Annotated in this window: 13 protein-coding genes; 9 read left to right on the forward strand and 4 right to left on the reverse strand. The window is 70.9% G+C overall.

Annotated features, from left to right (window positions below):
* The first annotated feature begins 106 nt into the window (after nt 1–106).
* Nucleotides 107–730 (forward strand): hypothetical protein, encoded by a 624-nt coding sequence (locus P0Y31_RS04925; protein ID WP_275866923.1) that lies wholly within the window; start codon nt 107–109, stop codon nt 728–730.
* A 25-nt stretch (nt 731–755) separates the two neighbouring features.
* On the opposite strand, the gene P0Y31_RS04930 is transcribed toward P0Y31_RS04925, so the two are convergent.
* Nucleotides 756–2,018, reverse strand: a complete 1,263-nt coding sequence (locus P0Y31_RS04930; RefSeq protein ID WP_275866924.1) for a DUF4032 domain-containing protein — start codon at nt 2,016–2,018, stop codon at nt 756–758.
* A gap of 115 nt (nt 2,019–2,133) precedes the next feature.
* Complete coding sequence (gene ugpC / locus P0Y31_RS04935) at nt 2,134–3,252, reverse strand: sn-glycerol-3-phosphate ABC transporter ATP-binding protein UgpC (protein ID WP_275806763.1); 1,119 nt, start codon at nt 3,250–3,252, stop codon at nt 2,134–2,136.
* A gap of 303 nt (nt 3,253–3,555) precedes the next feature.
* On the opposite strand from ugpC, the gene P0Y31_RS04940 reads away from it, so the two are divergent.
* From P0Y31_RS04940 to P0Y31_RS04960, 5 genes are all read left to right on the forward strand, one after another.
* Nucleotides 3,556–4,875, forward strand: coding sequence for a maltose ABC transporter substrate-binding protein (locus P0Y31_RS04940; protein WP_275866925.1), 1,320 nt, complete (start codon nt 3,556–3,558; stop codon nt 4,873–4,875).
* A 182-nt stretch (nt 4,876–5,057) separates the two neighbouring features.
* Complete coding sequence (locus P0Y31_RS04945; RefSeq protein ID WP_275866927.1) at nt 5,058–6,641, forward strand: ABC transporter permease subunit; 1,584 nt, start codon at nt 5,058–5,060, stop codon at nt 6,639–6,641.
* A gap of 1 nt (nt 6,642) precedes the next feature.
* Nucleotides 6,643–7,575 (forward strand): sugar ABC transporter permease, encoded by a 933-nt coding sequence (locus P0Y31_RS04950; RefSeq protein ID WP_275866928.1) that lies wholly within the window; start codon nt 6,643–6,645, stop codon nt 7,573–7,575.
* Nucleotides 7,572–9,440, forward strand: a complete 1,869-nt coding sequence (locus tag P0Y31_RS04955) for a glycoside hydrolase family 13 protein (RefSeq protein ID WP_275866929.1) — start codon at nt 7,572–7,574, stop codon at nt 9,438–9,440. Before P0Y31_RS04950 ends, P0Y31_RS04955 begins: the two co-directional genes overlap by 4 nt.
* A complete protein-coding gene (locus P0Y31_RS04960) occupies nt 9,437–10,453 on the forward strand; it encodes a LacI family DNA-binding transcriptional regulator (RefSeq protein WP_275866930.1) in 1,017 nt (338 codons plus the stop codon). Before P0Y31_RS04955 ends, P0Y31_RS04960 begins: the two co-directional genes overlap by 4 nt.
* Nucleotides 10,454–10,456: 3 nt before the next feature.
* Here the strand turns inward: P0Y31_RS04960 and otsB are convergent, their stop codons facing one another.
* Together otsB and P0Y31_RS04970 are read right to left on the reverse strand one after the other, a co-directional pair.
* Nucleotides 10,457–11,236, reverse strand: a complete 780-nt coding sequence (otsB, locus tag P0Y31_RS04965) for a trehalose-phosphatase (RefSeq protein ID WP_275866931.1) — start codon at nt 11,234–11,236, stop codon at nt 10,457–10,459.
* Nucleotides 11,236–12,759 (reverse strand): trehalose-6-phosphate synthase, encoded by a 1,524-nt coding sequence (locus tag P0Y31_RS04970; RefSeq protein WP_275866932.1) that lies wholly within the window; start codon nt 12,757–12,759, stop codon nt 11,236–11,238. Before P0Y31_RS04970 ends, otsB begins: the two co-directional genes overlap by 1 nt.
* Before the next feature lie 194 nt (nt 12,760–12,953).
* Between P0Y31_RS04970 and P0Y31_RS04975 the strand changes: the two genes are divergently transcribed.
* Genes P0Y31_RS04975 through P0Y31_RS04985 form a run of 3 tightly spaced genes read left to right on the forward strand, consistent with a single transcriptional unit; the run spans nt 12,954 to nt 16,633 of the window.
* Entirely contained in the window at nt 12,954–13,382 is a 429-nt protein-coding gene (locus P0Y31_RS04975; protein WP_275866933.1) for a CBS domain-containing protein, read from the forward strand.
* A gap of 43 nt (nt 13,383–13,425) precedes the next feature.
* Nucleotides 13,426–15,114: a serine/threonine-protein kinase gene (locus P0Y31_RS04980; RefSeq protein ID WP_275866934.1), complete on the forward strand. Its 1,689-nt coding sequence runs from the start codon at nt 13,426–13,428 to the stop codon at nt 15,112–15,114.
* Nucleotides 15,115–15,124: 10 nt separating this feature from the next.
* A complete protein-coding gene (locus tag P0Y31_RS04985) occupies nt 15,125–16,633 on the forward strand; it encodes a threonine/serine exporter family protein (protein WP_275866935.1) in 1,509 nt (502 codons plus the stop codon).
* Nucleotides 16,634–16,696: the final 63 nt, after the last annotated feature.

Raw genomic sequence — 16,696 nt, forward strand, 5'->3', positions numbered from 1 at the left:
GCAGCGTCGGATCGCGCCCCGCGCCCGCCTCACGAGGCGGTCACGCGGGGCGCGCTCGTGTCCCGGGGCCTGACGTCCTCGCCACCGACATCGACCAAGGAGAGTCATGAGCAGTCCGTACCCGCCGCCCCCCGAGTCCCAGGGCCACCCCGGCATGCCGCCGTCGAGCGGCTACCCCGGAACGCCGTCGCCCGGGGGCTACCCCGGTATGCCGCCCGCGTCCGGGCCCATGCCGACCCCGCCACTGCCGGCCGGCCAGGCGAACCTCGCGCGGCCGCAGTCGGCCACCAACGCCGTGCGGCTGATGTGGGCCGGGGCGGGCCTCAGCGTCGTCAGCCTGCTCCTGACGCCGGCAAGCGACGACGTCATGCGGCGGTCCATCGAGGACGCCATGGCCGGGCAGCCGGAAAGCCTCACGCCCCAACAGATCGACGGGTTCGTCACGCTCGGTGTGGCGATGGGCATCGTCTTCGGCATCATCGCCCTGGCTCTGTGGCTGTTCATGGCATGGGCCAACGGGACGGGCCGCAGCTGGGCGCGCATCGTGGCGACGGTGCTGTTCGCCCTCAACGCGGTCTTCCTGCTCGCCAGTCTGCCCCAGGTGGGTGCCATGCCACTGGCCTTCGCGGTGTCCGCGCTGACGACCCTCGTGGGGGCGCTGGCGGTCTACTTCCTGTGGCGCAAGGACTCGAGCGACTGGTTCGAGGCCCAGTCGATGCCGCGCTACTGAGGGGCGGCCGGAGCGCGCAGGCGGCTCAGCTCTCCCCGATCTCGTCGCCGAGCATGGCCACGACCGGCATCTCGACGGTGTCGACGCCGAGCACCGACTTCTCGTCGGGCTTGCCCGGCAGCACCGTCGCGACGTAGTCCTTGATCGCGTCCTCGATGGGCACGTCGTGGTTGGCCTTCTCCGACATGTACCAGCGGTGCTCGAGCACCTCGTGGAAGATCTCGGCCGGCTCCAGCTTGGCGGTGTACTCGCGCGGGACCGTGCGGGTGACCGGCTCGTAGATCTTGGCCAGCCAGTCGTGCGCGACGATCTCCTCGTCCTCACCCTGGCGGTCCTGCGAGGCACGGAAGGAGTCGAGGTCGTTGAGCAGCCGCCGGGCCTGGTTCTCCTCGACGTCGAGGCCGGTGAGGCGCAGCAGGCGGCGGGAGTGGTGGCCGGCGTCGACGACCTTGGGCTGGATCTGGATCGTGGTGCCGCCGATGTCGGTCGAGATCGCCAGCTCGTCGACGTCGAAGCCGAGCTCGTTGAGCCGGCGGATCCGTTCGTCGACGCGCCAGCGGTCACCCTTCTCGAAGCGCTCGAGGCCGGTGAGCTCCTCCCACAGGTCGGTGTAGCGCGTCACGATCCGGTTGGACGTCTCGATCGGGTCGGCGGCCTCGTGGAGCAGCCCGCCGGCCTCGAGGTCCATCAGCTCGCCGGCGATGTTGACCCGGGCGATCTCGAGGTCGTGCGCGCGCTGCCCGGCGGTCAGGCTCGGGTGCAGCTCGCCCGTCTCGGCGTCGACGAGGTATGCCGCGAACGCGCCGGCGTCGCGCCGGAAGAGGGTGTTGGAGAGGGAGACGTCTCCCCACCAGAACCCCTCGAGGTGTAGGCGCACGAGCAGCACGGCGAGGGCGTCGATGAGGCGCTTGGCGGTGTCCGGGCGCAGGGTCTGGCTGAACAGCGCGCGGTAGGGGAGGGAGAACTGCAGGTGGCGGGTGATGAGGCAGCCGTCGAGGGCCGTGCCGTCCTCCTGCTCGCGGCCGCTCACGATGCCGAACGGCTCCACGCAGGGCAGGTCGAGGCGGCCCAGTGCCCGGAGCAGGTGGTACTCGCGGAAGGCGATGTCGGTCTTGATCTCCTTGACCGCCAGCACCCGGTGCGACAGCCGGACGAAGCGCACCACGTGCCGTGAGATGCCGCGCGGCAGGGCGGCGAGGTGCTCCTCCGGCCAGGTCTCGAGCGGCAGGTGCCACGGCAGGTCGAGCAGGGCCGGGTCCGGTCGGGCTGCGGTGATCTCGAGTGCCACGCAGCCATCGTGGCAGATGCGAGGAGGGCGGCACCCCTCACGGGTGCCGCCCTCCCACGATGCGGTCGGTGGTCAGTCGCCGGTTGCGACGGCGACCGAGCACCGAGCCGTCGTGTCAGTCGCCGAGGCGGTTGCCGTTCTCCACGTCGAACATGTGGACGTGGCCCTCCTTGGGGGCGAGGTAGACGGTCTCACCCTTCTGCGGGGGGCGACGGCCGTCGACGCGGGCGATGAACGGCCGCTGCGGCAGGTCGGCGCCGGACTCGTCGTAGTCCTGGTGCTGCTTGGCCTCGTGGGCGGTGCCGTAGATGTAGGCGTCAGCGCCGAGCTCCTCCACCACGTCGACGACGACCGGGATGCCCTGGCCCTCGGTGGTGAGGTTGAGGTCCTCGGGCCGCACACCCATGGTGACGCTCTGGCCGTGGGCCTCCTTGAGGTGCTCGCGCGCCACCGGGTAGGTGCCCGTGCCGAGCTTCACGCCACCGTCGACCACCGGCACGTCGAGCAGGTTCATGGCGGGGGAGCCGATGAAGCCGGCCACGAAGACGTTGTTCGGGTGGTCGTACATGCGGCGCGGGGTGTCGCACTGCTGGAGGATGCCGTCCTTGAGCACCGCGACGCGGTCGCCCATGGTCATGGCCTCGATCTGGTCGTGGGTGACGTAGACCGTGGTGACGCCGAGGCGGCGCTGCAGCGAGGCGATCTGGGTGCGGGTCTGCACGCGGAGCTTGGCGTCGAGGTTCGACAGCGGCTCATCCATGAGGAACACCTGCGGCTGGCGCACGATGGCCCGGCCCATGGCGACGCGCTGGCGCTGGCCACCGGAGAGGGCCTTCGGCTTGCGCTCGAGGTAGGGCTCGAGGTCGAGGATCTTCGCCGCCTCCTGCACGCGCTTGTTGATCTCGCTCTTGTCGACGCCGGCGATCTTCAGGGCGAAGCCCATGTTGTCGGCGACGGACATGTGCGGGTAGAGCGCGTAGTTCTGGAAGACCATGGCGACGTCACGGTCCTTGGGGGAGAGGTTGGTGACGTCGCGGTCACCGATCCAGATCTTGCCTTCGTTGACCTCTTCGAGGCCGGCGAGCATGCGCAGGGACGTCGACTTGCCGCACCCGGAGGGGCCGACCAGGACGAGGAACTCCCCGTCCTCGATGTCGATGTTGAGCTTGTCGACCGAGGGGGTGTCGTTGCCCGGGTAGATCCGGGTCGCTTCGTCGAACTTGACTGTGGCCATGGCGTCGTTGCCTTCCTTCACCGGCAGGAACGTGCCGGACGATCCGTTGTAAAGGTGAAAACCTGCGGGCGTCGGTGCCCGCGGTGGCGTCAGTCTGTCCTACGACGCGACATTTGGCCACAACCGGTCCACCATGGGGCGGCGGAGCCGGGGTACGGGTCGGCGGCTGCTGCGGCGCGCAGGAGTTACCGAATCGTGTGCAAGAACTTGCAGCGCTAGCGCCAGTCTTGCTGAAAGTTCTTGCTATCTTCCTGCCACCGTCAGGGCCGCAAGGACGCGCCCTGCGCACACCAAGGAGAATTCATGCACAAGCGTGCCTTCGGCGCAGCGGCCGTGACGGGTGTCGCTGCGCTGCTCATGAGCGCCTGCGGCGGTGGCGGCGAGGCCGCCTCCCCCTCGGCCTCGACCAGCTCGGCCTCCGAGACGACCACCTCTGCCCCGGCGCCCACCCCGACCGGCACCGAGGCCCCCGTCCGTGACGCTGCGGCCGACCTCGTGATCTGGAGCGACGCCGACCGTGCGCCGATCCTCACGAAGTACGCCGAGGAGTTCGGCAAGGAGAACGGCGTCAAGGTCGCCGTGCAGATCTCGGTCGACACCCGTGAGCAGTTCAAGGACGCGACCAAGGTCGGCAAGGGCCCGGACGTCATCGTCGGCGCCCACGACTGGCTCGGCGAGCTCGTGCAGAACGGTGCCGTCGCCCCGATCCAGCTCTCCGCCGACGTCGCGGGCAAGTTCTCCGAGAACTCCATCGCCGCGACCAAGTTCAACGGCCAGACCTACGGCGTGCCCTACGCCGTGGAGAACATCGGCCTCATGCGCAACACCGAGCTGGCCCCCACCGCTCCGAAGACGATGGACGAGCTCGTCAAGATGGGCACCGACGCCAAGGCCAAGTCGGGCGGCAAGGTCACCAACGTGCTCATCCAGGCCGTCGGCAAGACCGGCAACGCCTACTACAGCTACCCCTACCTGAGCGCCTTCGACGGTGGCATCTTCGCCACCAAGGCCAACGGCGACTACGACGCCAACAAGGTGATCGTCAACAGCGCGGGCTCCGTCAAGGGCGCCCAGGTCCTCGCCGACCTCGGCAAGAAGAAGATCCTGTCGACCAACGTCGGCGACGACAACGCCGAGGGCCTGTTCACCAGCGGCAAGGCGCCGTTCTTCATCACCGGCCCCTGGTCGGTGCCGAACGCCAAGAAGGCCGGCATCAAGTACGAGATCACCAGCCTGCCCTCGCTGGCCGGCGGTGGCCAGATGCAGCCGTTCCTCGGTGTCCAGATGTTCTACGTCTCGGCCAAGGCCAAGAACGCCGTGCTCGCACAGGAGTTCGTCACCAACTACGTCCCGCGCAAGGACGTCCAGCTCGCGCTCTTCGAGCAGGGTGGCCGCCCGCCGGCCCTGAAGGAGGCCTACGACGAGGTCTCCGCCAAGGACGCGGACGTCAAGGCGTGGTTCGAGGCCGGCAAGGACGGCAAGCCCATGCCGAACATCCCCGCCATGAACTCGGTCTGGGGCCCGCTCGGCCAGGCTGCTGCCGACGTCATCTCCGGCAAGGACGCCAAGGCCCGCTTCGACGCGGCCCAGAAGGAGATCGTGGCGAACATCGCCAAGGGCTGATGTTCTCCCGAGCAGTTCCCGCGTGACGTATGCCGGGTGGTCACCGCCCGTGGTGACCACCCGGCATACCGCTGCACCACCGCACCAACCGCACCACCGCACCACCTCGGGCCACGCGCCCGTCCGCCACCAACGCCGCTGGCCGCCACCGGAGCAGCGGCAGCCGTCCCAGGAGAGCGCCCATGGCTGCTGACACCACGTTCCGCGGAGACCCCTCCGCCCGCTCCGGCCCGGCGCCGGCGTGGGTCGTCGTCGTCAAGTGGGCGGCCATCGCCCTCGTCGTCGCGTTCGGGACGCTCGTCTCGTGGCGGCTCGTCGAACAGGGGCACGCGCTCTTCGTCGTGCTCATCGCGTTCGTGGTGATGGCGGTCGTCGCCGTCTACGCCACCCGCCGAGCGGTGCCCCTGAAGTACCTGCTGCCGGGCATGCTCCTGCTCGTCGCGTTCCAGATCTGGCCGATCGCCTACACCGCGGCCACCGCTTTCACCAACTACGGCGATGGCCACCTCCTCAGCAAGGAGGACGCGACGGCCAACATCGTCGCGAACTCGGTGCAGGAGGTCCCGGGCTCGCCGCGCTACCGGCTGAGCATCGCGGTCCCCGAGGGCCAGGACCCCGCCACCGGCGACCTGACGTTCCTGCTCACCGACCCGGACGGGAAGTACCTGGAGGGGACCGCGGAAGGTCTCGAGGACCTGCCCGCCGACGGGGTCGAGGCCACCACCACCGGCAAGATCACCGCCGCCCCCGGGTTCACCATCCTCGACGCCAAGCAGGTCAACAAACGCGGCAAGGACCTCGGCGAGTTCGCCGTGCCGAAGGGCGACGGGGGCATCAAGGCCATCGGCCTCAGCGAGGCCTTCGAGGGCCGCGCGACCGTCACCTACGACGAGTCCGCCGACAAGCTCACCGACACCGCGACCGGCAAGACCTACGTGCCGCGCGACGCCTCCTGGGTGCCCGAGGACGGCCAGGGCGAGGCCTTCCCGCAGGGCTGGAAGGAGAACGTCGGCTGGGAGAACTTCAAGACCCTCGTGACCAACGAGACCATCCGCGCCGGCTTCGTGAAGATCTTCGCCTGGAACGTCGCCTTCGCGCTGATCTCGGTGCTGTCGACGTTCATGATGGGCATGCTGCTCGCGCTGCTGTTCAACGACGAGCGGCTGCGGGGCAAGAGCCTCTACCGCTCGATCCTGATCCTGCCCTACGCGATCCCCGGCTTCGTCACGGCGCTGCTGTGGATGTCGATGTTCAACCAGGACTACGGGCTCATCAACAACGTCACCGGGCTCAACGTCGACTGGCTGGGCAACCCGTGGGCGGCCAAGGCGGCGATCCTCATCGCCAACCTCTGGCTCGGCTTCCCCTACATGTTCCTCGTGTGCACCGGCGCGCTGCAGTCGATCCCGGGCGATGTCCGCGAGGCGGCCCGCATCGACGGCGCCGGCCCCGTGCGCACGGTCACGTCGATCATCATGCCGCTGCTGCTCGTGGCGGTCGGCCCGCTGCTGATCGCGTCGTTCGCCTACAACTTCAACAACTTCACGCTGATCTTCCTCATGACCGAGGGTGGCCCCTTCACCTCCGGCGACACCAGCATCGGGTCCACCGACCTGCTGATCACCTACGCCTTCCGCATCGCCTTCAGCGGCGTCAACCCCAACTACGGCCTGGCGTCGGCGATCTCGATCTTCATCTTCCTGATCGTCGGCGTCATGAGCTACGCCGGATTCCGCCGCACCAAGTCCCTGGAAGAGGTCAACTGACATGTCGACCGGAGTGCAGACCACCGTCCCGACCGTCACGCCGGAGGCCCGGCGCCGTCCGCAGCGGTCCGGTACCGGTACCCGCACCGTCGGGGGTGGCAGCATGTGGTGGCGCTACGTGCTCGTGGCCGTCGTCCTGGTGTGGGCGCTGTTCCCCGTCATGTTCCTCATCTCCGCCGCGCTGAACCCGGCCGGCACGCTGTCGACGAGCTCGCTCATCCCGACGGAGTTCTCGCTGACCAACCTGGAGACGCTGTTCAACGACGCGTCGCGTCCCTACGCGACGTGGTACCGCAACTCGCTGGTCATCGGCCTCGTCGGGGCGCTCGCCCAGACCTTCATCGGCGCCTGTGCCGCGTATGCCTTCTCGCGGATGCGGTTCACCGGCCGCCGCCCCGGCCTGCTGGCCCTGCTGCTGCTCCAGCTGTTCCCGGCGTTCCTCGCCTTCGTGGCGCTCTACATCACCTTCGCGGCCATCGGCGACATCATCCCGGCCCTCGGCCTCAACACCGTCTGGGGTCTGCTGCTCGTCTACATGGGTGGAGCCATGGGCGCCAACGTGTGGCTCCTCAAGGGCTACTTCGACACCGTGCCGCGCGAGCTCGACGAGGCCGCCAAGGTCGACGGTGCCAGCCACGCGCGCATCTTCTTCACCATGACGCTGCGCCTGGTCATGCCGATCCTCGTCACCGTCTTCATGCTCGGGTTCGTCGGCCTCTACAGCGAGTTCATCCTCGCGAGCATCTTCCTGCGCGACGTCGACAGCCAGACCCTCAGCGTGGGCCTCTACAGCATGACGGTCGGCAACGAGCGCAACCGTCTCTTCGGCCAGTTCGCCACCGGCGCGCTGCTGGCCTCGCTGCCGGTCGTGCTGCTCTACCTCGGGGCGCAGCGCTACCTCGTCGGCGGCCTCACCCAGGGCTCGGTGAAGTGAGCCCCTCCGACGCAGCCCTCGACCCCCGCTTCGACCCACACCACGACCTGCTCGCCCAACCGCACCACGACGGCTCGTCGCTCTACGTCTCCAACCCCCACCCGGCGCTGGGGGAGACCGTCACCGTGCGTGTCCGCGTGCCGAAGGCGGCGGACGTCACGGCCGTCCACGTCCGCCTCACGCCCGACGCCGAGCCGTTCTTCGTCGACGCCGTCGTCGAGCGCGAGACCGCGAGCGACACCTGGTGGGCGGCCGACATCGTCGTGCACAACCCCGTCACCAACTACCGGTTCATCCTCGAGGGCGGCCCCACGGCATACCAGTGGTTGAACGGCACGGGGGTGCACCACCGCGACGTGCCGGACGCCGCGGACTTCCGCCTCACCGCCTTCGGCGCCCCGCCCGCCTGGGCGAGCGGAGCCGTCGTCTACCAGATCTTCCCCGACCGGTTCGGCCGCTCGGCCGGCCAGGACGAGCGCGAGGTGCCCGACTGGGCCGTGCCGCGCGGCTGGGACGAGCCGGTGCTGCTCGAGCAGGACGTCATCGCGACCCAGCTCTACGGGGGCGACCTCGACGGCATCGTCGAGCACCTCGACCACCTCGAGCGGCTCGGCGTCAACGTCGTCTATCTGACGCCGTTCTTCCCGGCACGCTCCAACCACCGCTACGACGCGTCGAGCTTCGACCACGTCGACCCGGTGCTCGGTGGCGACCAGGCGCTCGCCCGGCTCGTCGACGCCTGCCACACGCGCGGCATGCGCGTGCTCGGTGACTTCACGACCAACCACACCGGCGACGCGCACGAGTGGTTCGTCACCGCCCAGCAGGACCCCGAGAGCGAGGAGCACGGGTACTACTTCTGGGAGGACGGCGACTACGTCGCCTGGCTCGGGGTGAAGTCGCTGCCGAAGCTCAACTACGACAGCGACGACCTGCGCCACCGTGTCTTCGAGGACGAGGCAGGGGTGGTGCGCCGCTGGCTCACCGGGGACAGCCCGCTCGACGGCTGGCGGGTCGACGTGGCCAACATGACCGGCCGCTACCGCGGGCAGGACCGCAACGCCGAGATCGCCCGGCAGATGCGCCTCGCCATGGAGGAGGCCGCCCCCGACGCTCTGCTCGTCGGCGAGCACTGCCACGACTACACGCAGGACGCCCAGGGCGACGGCTGGCACGGCGTGATGAACTACGCCGGCTTCACCCGGCCGATCTGGACCTGGCTCCGCGCGCGCGGCCACGCGCCGAAGTTCCTCGGCTCCCCGCTGATGGTGCCGCGGCTCGGCGGCCACTCGGTGATGGAGACGATGCGCGAGTTCACGGCGATGGTGCCGTGGAGCACGGTGCGGCACAGCTTCAACCTCGTCGGCTCGCACGACACCACCCGCATCCGCACCCTGGTCGACGACGTCCGCCACGTCGAGGTGGCCGCGGGGCTGCTCTTCACCCTGCCGGGCATCCCGATGTTCACCTACGGCGACGAGATCGGCATGGAGGGGGAGTTCGGCGAGGACGGCCGTCGCCCCATGCCGTGGGACGAGCAGCGTTGGGACACCGCGCTGCTGGATGCCTACCGCGGCCTCATCGCCGCCCGCAACGGGTCGGTGGCCCTGCGCGAGGGTGGCATCCGCTGGGTGCACGCCGACGACGACGCCCTCGTCTTCCTGCGCGAGTCGCCCACCGAGGTGGCGCTGGTGCACTGCGCCCGTCATGCGCACGACGCTGTCCAGGTCGCCACGTCTCGCCTGCCGGGCATCGAGGCCGGAGTTGCCAGATACGGTGACGCCCCGGTTTTCGATGAGGGCAGAATGAGCCTGCAGGCAGACGGCCCGCAGGTCTCGGTGTGGACATGGACGGTGAGCGAGTGAAGGCACGGTTGGCCGACATCGCCGCCCACGCGGACGTCAGCGAGGCGACCGTCAGCCGTGTGCTCAACGGCAAGCCCGGCGTGGCGGAGTCGACCCGGCAGGCCGTGCTGACCGCGCTCGACGTCCTGGGCTACGACCGGCCCTCCCGCCTGCGGCGCAAGAGTGCGGGGCTCGTCGGGCTCATCGTGCCCGAGCTGACCAACCCGATCTTCCCGATGTTCGCCCAGATCATCGAGACGGCGCTGGCCCGGCTGCGGTTCACGCCGGTGCTCTGCACGCAGACACCGGGCGGGGTGCACGAGGACGAGTACGTGCAGATGCTGCTCGACCGCGGAGTCGCCGGGATCATCTACGTCAGCGGCCAGCACGCCGACACCACAACGGATCCCGAGCGCTACGAGAAGCTCCGTGAGCGCGGGTTGCCCATCGTGCTCGTCAACGGCTACCACGAGGGAATCGACGCGCCGTTCATCTCGAACGACGACGTGGCCTCGATGGAGCTGGCCCTCACCCATCTGGTGGCGTTGGGGCACAAGGAGATCGGCCTGGCCATCGGCCCCGACCGCTACGTGCCCGTCATCCGCAAGATCACCGGCTACCGCAACTCGATGAAGTCACTGCTCGGTCGCGACGACGTCGAGCCCCTCATCGAGAAGACGATGTTCTCGGTCGAGGGCGGTGACACGGCGGCCACCCGCCTGATCGAGAAGGGCTGCACCGCAGTGGTGTGCGGCTCCGACCTGATGGCGCTCGGCGCCATCAGGGCAGCGCGGCGGATGGGCCTCGAGGTGCCCGACGACTTCTCGGTCGTCGGCTACGACGACTCGCCGCTCATCGCCTTCACCGACCCGCCGCTGACGACGATCCGCCAGAGCGTGCAGGCCATGAGCGAGGCCGCGGTGCGGGCCCTGCTCGACGAGATCGCCGGGGAGCCGGCCCCGCGCGCGGAGTACATCTTCCGTCCCGAGCTGGTGGTCCGCGGCTCGACCGGCGCCGCCCGCCCCCGCTCCTGACGCTCAGCTCGACGTGGCCTCGCGACGGAGCGCGAGCAGCAGGCGCAGGGCCTCGGCGACCTGCTCGGAGGTCTCGACCCGGTGGCGCGCCGCCGTGTCGCCCCCACCGACCTTGACGCTCACGTCGGGCCTGCGCATGACCTCGAAGGCGTGCTCGTCGGTGACGTCGTCCCCGAAGTAGAGGACGGCCTCGGCGCCCACCTTCTCCTGCAGCGCCAGCAGCGCGGTGCCCTTGTCGGCCGTGACGACCGACATCTCCACGACGTTCTTCCCCTGGAGCACCTTCACTCCGGTATGCCGCCCGGCCACCTCCAACGCGGAACGCACCGCCGCTTCGGCGACGGCCTCCTCCTCGCCGCGGGTGTGCAGGACGGTGGCCGCAGGCTTGTGCTCGAGCCGCACCCCGGGGTGCTCCTCGACCACGCCGTGCAGGTCGCCGGTCAGCCGCTCGAGGAGCTGCCGCTGGTCGGTCGTGAGGTCGTGCGGGTCGTCGTCGTGGCTGCTCTGGGCGCCGTGGCTCCCGATGCGCGTGACGGGGCTGCCGTCCTCCAGGCCGGTCAGCTCGGTCAGCGCGTCGAGGTCGCGCCCGGACACCACGGCGGTGTGGGTGTGGGGGAGGCCCGCGAGGGCGACGAGGTCGTCGATGGTGCCCGGGAGCGGGCGGGCGTCCATCGGGTTCTGCACGAAGGGCGCGAGCACGCCGTCGAAGTCGGTGGCGACCAGCACCTCCGGAAGCCGGGCGAAGGCCTGGAGGGCTGCGCTCAGCTCGGCGGGCACCGACATCAGCGGGAGACCCCTGCGTGCGCGGCGTGGTGCCGCTGCTCGGCCACGCTGTCGGCGGCGGCGTGCGCGTCGTCGGCCCGCTGCTCGCGGGTCGTGCGTGCCGGCCTGGCCGGGGCGTACTCGAGGGCCTCGAGGAACCGGGCAGCCCAGCGCTGCACGTCGTGGTCGGCGACGCGGCGACGCATGGCCTTCATGCGGCGGCGGCGCTCCGACTCCGGGGCGGTCAGGGCGGTCATGATCGTCTGCTTGAGCCCGGCGATGTCGTGCGGGTTGCAGACGTAGGCCTGGTGCAGCTCGTGCCACGCACCGGTGAACTCCGAGAGCACCAGCGCGCCGCCCCCGTCGTGACGGCAGGCCACGTACTCCTTGGCCACGAGGTTCATCCCGTCGCGCAGGGGTGTGACCAGCAGGACGTCGGCGGCGAGGAACATCGCCGCCATCTCGTCGCGGGGATAGGAGTGGTGCAGGTAGTGGACCGCGGCGGAGCCGATGTCGCCGAACTCGCCGTTGACCCGGCCGACCTCCTTCTCGACCTCCTCGCGCAACTCGCGGTAGGCGTCGACCCGCTCGCGGCTGGGGGTGGCCACCTGCACGAAGACCTGGTCGGGGGGCGCGACGGCGCCGTCCTCGAGCAGCTCGGCGTAGGCCTTGAGCCGGTGCCGGATGCCCTTGGTGTAGTCGAGCCGGTCGACGCCGAGGAAGATCGTCTCGGGGTTGCCGAGCGACTCGCGGATCTCCTTGGCCCGCTGGACGACCTCGGGGGTGCGCGCCAGCTCCTCGAGGCCGCGGAAGTCGACCGAGATGGGGATGGCGCTGGCCCGCACGACACGGGTCTCACCGTCGTCGAAGGTCGCGGTGACGGTGTCGCCCCTGGTGTTCAGCCCCAGCAGCTGGCGGCAGGCGCGCAGGAAGTTGTGCGCGTCAGCCACCCGCTGGAAGCCGAGGAAGTCCGCCCCCAGCAGCCCCTCGACGAGCCGGCGACGCCACGGCAGCTGGGCGAACAGCTCGACCGGCGGGAAGGGGATGTGGTTGAACCAGCCGATCTTCACGTCCGGCCGCATCTCGCGGACCATCGAGGGGACGAGCTGCAGCTGATAGTCGTGGACCCACACGGTGGCGTTCTCGGCGGCGACCTCGCAGACGGCCTCGGCGAAGCGCCGGTTGACCCGCTCGTAGGCGTGCCACCAGTAGCGGTGGAAGCTGGCCGGCACGATCACGTCGTGGTAGATCGGCCACAGGGTGTCGTTGCTGAAGCCCTCGTAGTAGTCGGCCACCTCCTCCTCGGACAGGGGCACCGGCCGCAGGTACATGCCGTCCTCGTCGAACGGCTCGGGGGCGTCGCCGGACTCCCCGGCCCAGCCCACCCAGGCGCCGTCGCGGCCGCGCATGACCGACTCCATGGCGGTCACGAGACCCCCCGGGCTGCGGCGCCACTCGATGCCGCCGTCGGGCAGGACCACGCGGTCGACGGGCAGGCGGTTGGCGGCGACGACCAGGTCGAAGGTGCGGGTGCTGCCGGACACAGGATCATCTCCAAGGTGCTGCGGGTGCGGGCACGCGCTGAGGTCCCCAGGCACGTGCGGAGGTTTCCTCAACCCTATGCCGAGCCTTCCTGACCTGCACCAACGACAGATGTCCTAGCCGTCCCCCGCGTGCTGCCTCCCGTCCTGCCACAGTTTCCCTAGCGCCGTCCCCCGGGGCGGTCTACCGTCGGACCATGAAGATCTCGGATGTGGTGCGCCGCAAGGGCGACACGGTGGTCACGGTGCGACCCGACGACACGGTCCAGCAGCTGCTCGCGCTGCTCGGCGAGCATCGCATCGGTGCGCTGGTGGTCAGCGAGGACGGCGAGCACGTCGCCGGCATCGTCAGCGAGCGGGACGTCGTCTGGCGGCTGGCGTCCGACGGCGCCAGCATCCTGGAGGCGACGGTCAGCGACATCATGACCACCGACGTCAAGACCTGCGACTTCGAAGACCACCTCGAGGACCTCGCCCTCACCATGACCGAGATGCGCATCCGGCACGTGCCCGTGGTGGTCGACGGCAAGCTGCGCGCCATCGTCAGCATCGGTGACATCGTCAAGAACCGCATCGACGAGCTCCAGGCCGAGCGCGACCAGCTGGTCGGCTACATCCAGCAGTGAGCCGCTCTGACGGCTGACAGGGAGTCGGCCTAACGTAGGCGCCATGACGACGGAGGCGATCGGCGGCGGCGACGGCTCTGTCGGCCTGCCCGGGAGCGGGCGCGTGGGCCCCTACCGCCTCGTGCAGCAGCTGGGCGAGGGCGGCATGGGCGTCGTGCACCTCGCGCTCGACCGCAGCGGCCGCGCCGTCGCGCTGAAGCTGCTGCGTCCGCACATCGCCCACGACTCCGACGCGCGGTCCAGGCTGGCGCGTGAGGTGGAGGTGCTGGGCCGCGTGCAGGACCCGCGGGTGGCAGCGGTCATCGACGCCGACCTCGACGGCGACCGGCCGTACGTCGTGACCCGCTACGTGCCGGGGCCCTCGCTCGACGAGGTGGTCAAGGAGCAGGGACCGCTCGCCGGCCAGGACCTTCTGCGCCTGGGCCGGGGGCTCGCGGCGGCGCTCGACGCCATCCACGCCGCGGGCGTCGTGCACCGCGACCTCAAGCCGGCCAACGTCCTGCTGCTCGACGGCGACCCCGTCGTCATCGACTTCGGCATCGCCCACATCGCCGACGACGTGCGCCTCACCATGACCGGCCTGGTCATGGGCACGCCGGGCTACCTCAGCCCCGAGGTGGTCGAGGGTGCGCAGGTCACCGAGGCCACGGACTGGTGGGGCTGGGCGGCCACCCTCGCCTTCGCAGCCTCGGGCACGCCACCGTTCGGGCGCGGCCCCATGGACGTCGTGCTGAGCCGGGTGAGCCGCGGGGAGGCCGACCTCTCCGGCGTCGACCCGCGGCTTTCGCCGCTGCTGTATGCCGCGCTGTCCCCGGACCCGCGCCGGCGGCCCGACGCCGACGAGGTCGTCGAGGGGCTGGAGCGCTACGCCGCCGGCAAGCCGGCCACGGAGGCGCTGCCCGCGCGGCACACCCAGGTCATCGACCAGCGGGCGACCCGGGCGTGGGAGGAGCCGCCCGCACTGGGCCCGCTGTCCCTGCCCGTCGACCACGAGCCCTACGAGCGGCAGGCGCCGGTGGACGACCGCAGCGTGCTCGCCCACTGGGACCCACCGCAGGCGCAGTCCGACGAGGTCTCCGACTGGCAGGCGGCGTGGGACGCCGACCCCAGCGAGCCCGACCCGCGCATCGGGCGCCCGCAGCGCAGCGGCACGCTGCTCGCGCTGCTGGTCGCCGTCGTCGCGGTCACGGCCACCTGGCCCGCCGTCGGCGCCGTCCTGGTCGTGCTCTGGTGCTGGACCGCCCGCACGGCGGAGCGCTCGGTGACGTCGCTGGTGATGCGGCGCCACCACCGGGGCCGGCGCCGCAGCGACGTGCCGCTGGCCGTGGCGGCCAGCCCCTGGCACGTGGTCGTGGGGGCCCTGGGAACGCTCGGCGGGCTCCTGCTGCCGCTCCTGGTCGGGGTCTCGGCGGTCTTCAGCACCGCGCTCGCGACCGTCGCCGTGACCGGGGGCTCGCCGGAGCCCAACACCGCCGTGCCCATCGCCGTGGGTGGCCTGCTCGCTGCCCTCGTGGCGTGGTGGGGACCGGGGGGAGCCGCCCTGCGTCGTGGCACCCGCAGCGTCGTGCGCGGCCTCGCCCCCGGCGCCCGGGGCGCAAAGGTGGCGGTGGTGCTGGGCCTGGTGGTGGCGGCCGGGCTCGCCCTGTGGTCCTACCAGCGCGCCGGCGCGCCCTTGTGGTGGCCGTGGCAGGCGCCCTCGGAGATCTGGGCAGGGGTGGGCCCACGCCGATGACGAGCCGCCGATGACGGATCTTGCCGAGGGCCCTGCCGGTCAGTCGAGCCTGCCGGAGCGGCGGGCCCTGCCGCGCCGGCCGCGGGTGCCGCGTGGCCTGTGGCGCGGCGAGGAGCTCACCGAGACCCTGCCGATCGCCGACTCCCTGCGCCTGACGCCCTACCGCAACCCCCGCGTGCTCGCCGCCGCCGCGGAGGAGCGGGAGGCCCGGGCCTCGCTCGACCTGGCGCTGCGGGTGGGCGAGCTGATGCTGCGCTGTGGGGCGGGCGCGCCGCAGGTGGAGTCGAGCGTCACCGCGGTCGCCGCCGCGGCCGGCCTCGACAACCTCGAGGTCGACATCACCCTGCAGTCGCTGCTCGTCCAGTGCACGACCAGCTCGGGCGGCCAGATCACCATGCTGCGCGTCGTGCGTTCGGCGACGCGCGACTTCGCCCGGCTCGTCGCCGTGCACGAGTTCGTCGAGAACCTCGTGGCCGGCAGCTACGACCGTGAGGCGGCCGCGGCGCGGTTGCGGGAGATCCGGCGGATGCCGCGGTTCTGGCCGCGCTGGGTGGTGCACGGCTCGATGGGGGTGCTGTCCGCCGCGGTCGCGATCATGCTCGGTGCCTCGCTGTTCGCCTCGCTCGTCGCAGGCGTCTCGGCCGTCTTCGTCGACAGCACCGCCCGCAGGCTGGGGGCGCGGGGCCTCCCCGAGTTCTACCAGTGCGCGATCGGCGGGTTCATCGCCACGGCCATCGCGTGGGGCGCGTTCTCCGTGGGGGCGGCCGGCGCGCTGCCGGTGAGCTCGGCCGACTTCGCCTACATCGTGGCAGGCGGCATCGTGGTGCTCCTCCCCGGGCGGACGGTCGCCTCGGCGTTCGAGGACGTCATCTCGGGCTACTCGGTGACGGGAGCCGGCCGCATGTTCGGCGTGCTTCTCACCACGGCGGGCATCATCCTGGGTGTCGCAGCCGCGCTGTCGATGACGCTGAAGCTGACGGCTGCCCTCGACCTGTCGCTGGCCTCGCCCAGCATCCTCGAGCTGAGGGCGACCGATGCGCCGGTGGTGCTCGGTGTGCTCGGGGCCATCGTCGTGGGCCTGGCGGGCGCCGTCTCGCTGCGCTCGCGGCGCGAGCTGGTCCTGCCGACGGGCCTCCTCTGCGGGGCAGGGGTCGGCCTGTCGCTGGTCGTGAGCCTCGTGCCCGGTCTCGGGGCGTTGACGGCAGCGGGCCTGGCCAGCATCGCCCTCGGGTTCGCCGGGCGGCTGGTGGCGCTGCGGATGGGGGCACCGGCCATGGTGCTCGTCGTGCCCGCGTCCTACGGCCTCCTGCCGGGTCTTGCCATCTTCCGCGGCCTCTACGAGATGGTGACGCACGCGTCGGCGGACGCCGGCAGCCTCTCCCTGCAGGGCGGCATCACGACGCTGCTGGGGGCGTTTGCGGTCCTGCTGGCGATCGCCACCGGGACCACGCTCGGGGAGCTCCTCGGCGCGCCGTTCGACCACCGGATGGTCCAGAAACGCCGAGCCCGACGGCGGTGACGTCGCGGCGCGACACCGCGCCAGCGGCATACCCGGTCAAAACCCGCCGAGGCGGGCCGCGAA

This window comes from Knoellia sp. 3-2P3 (assembly GCF_029223115.1).
In the GTDB taxonomy this organism is placed as follows: domain Bacteria; phylum Actinomycetota; class Actinomycetes; order Actinomycetales; family Dermatophilaceae; genus Pedococcus_A.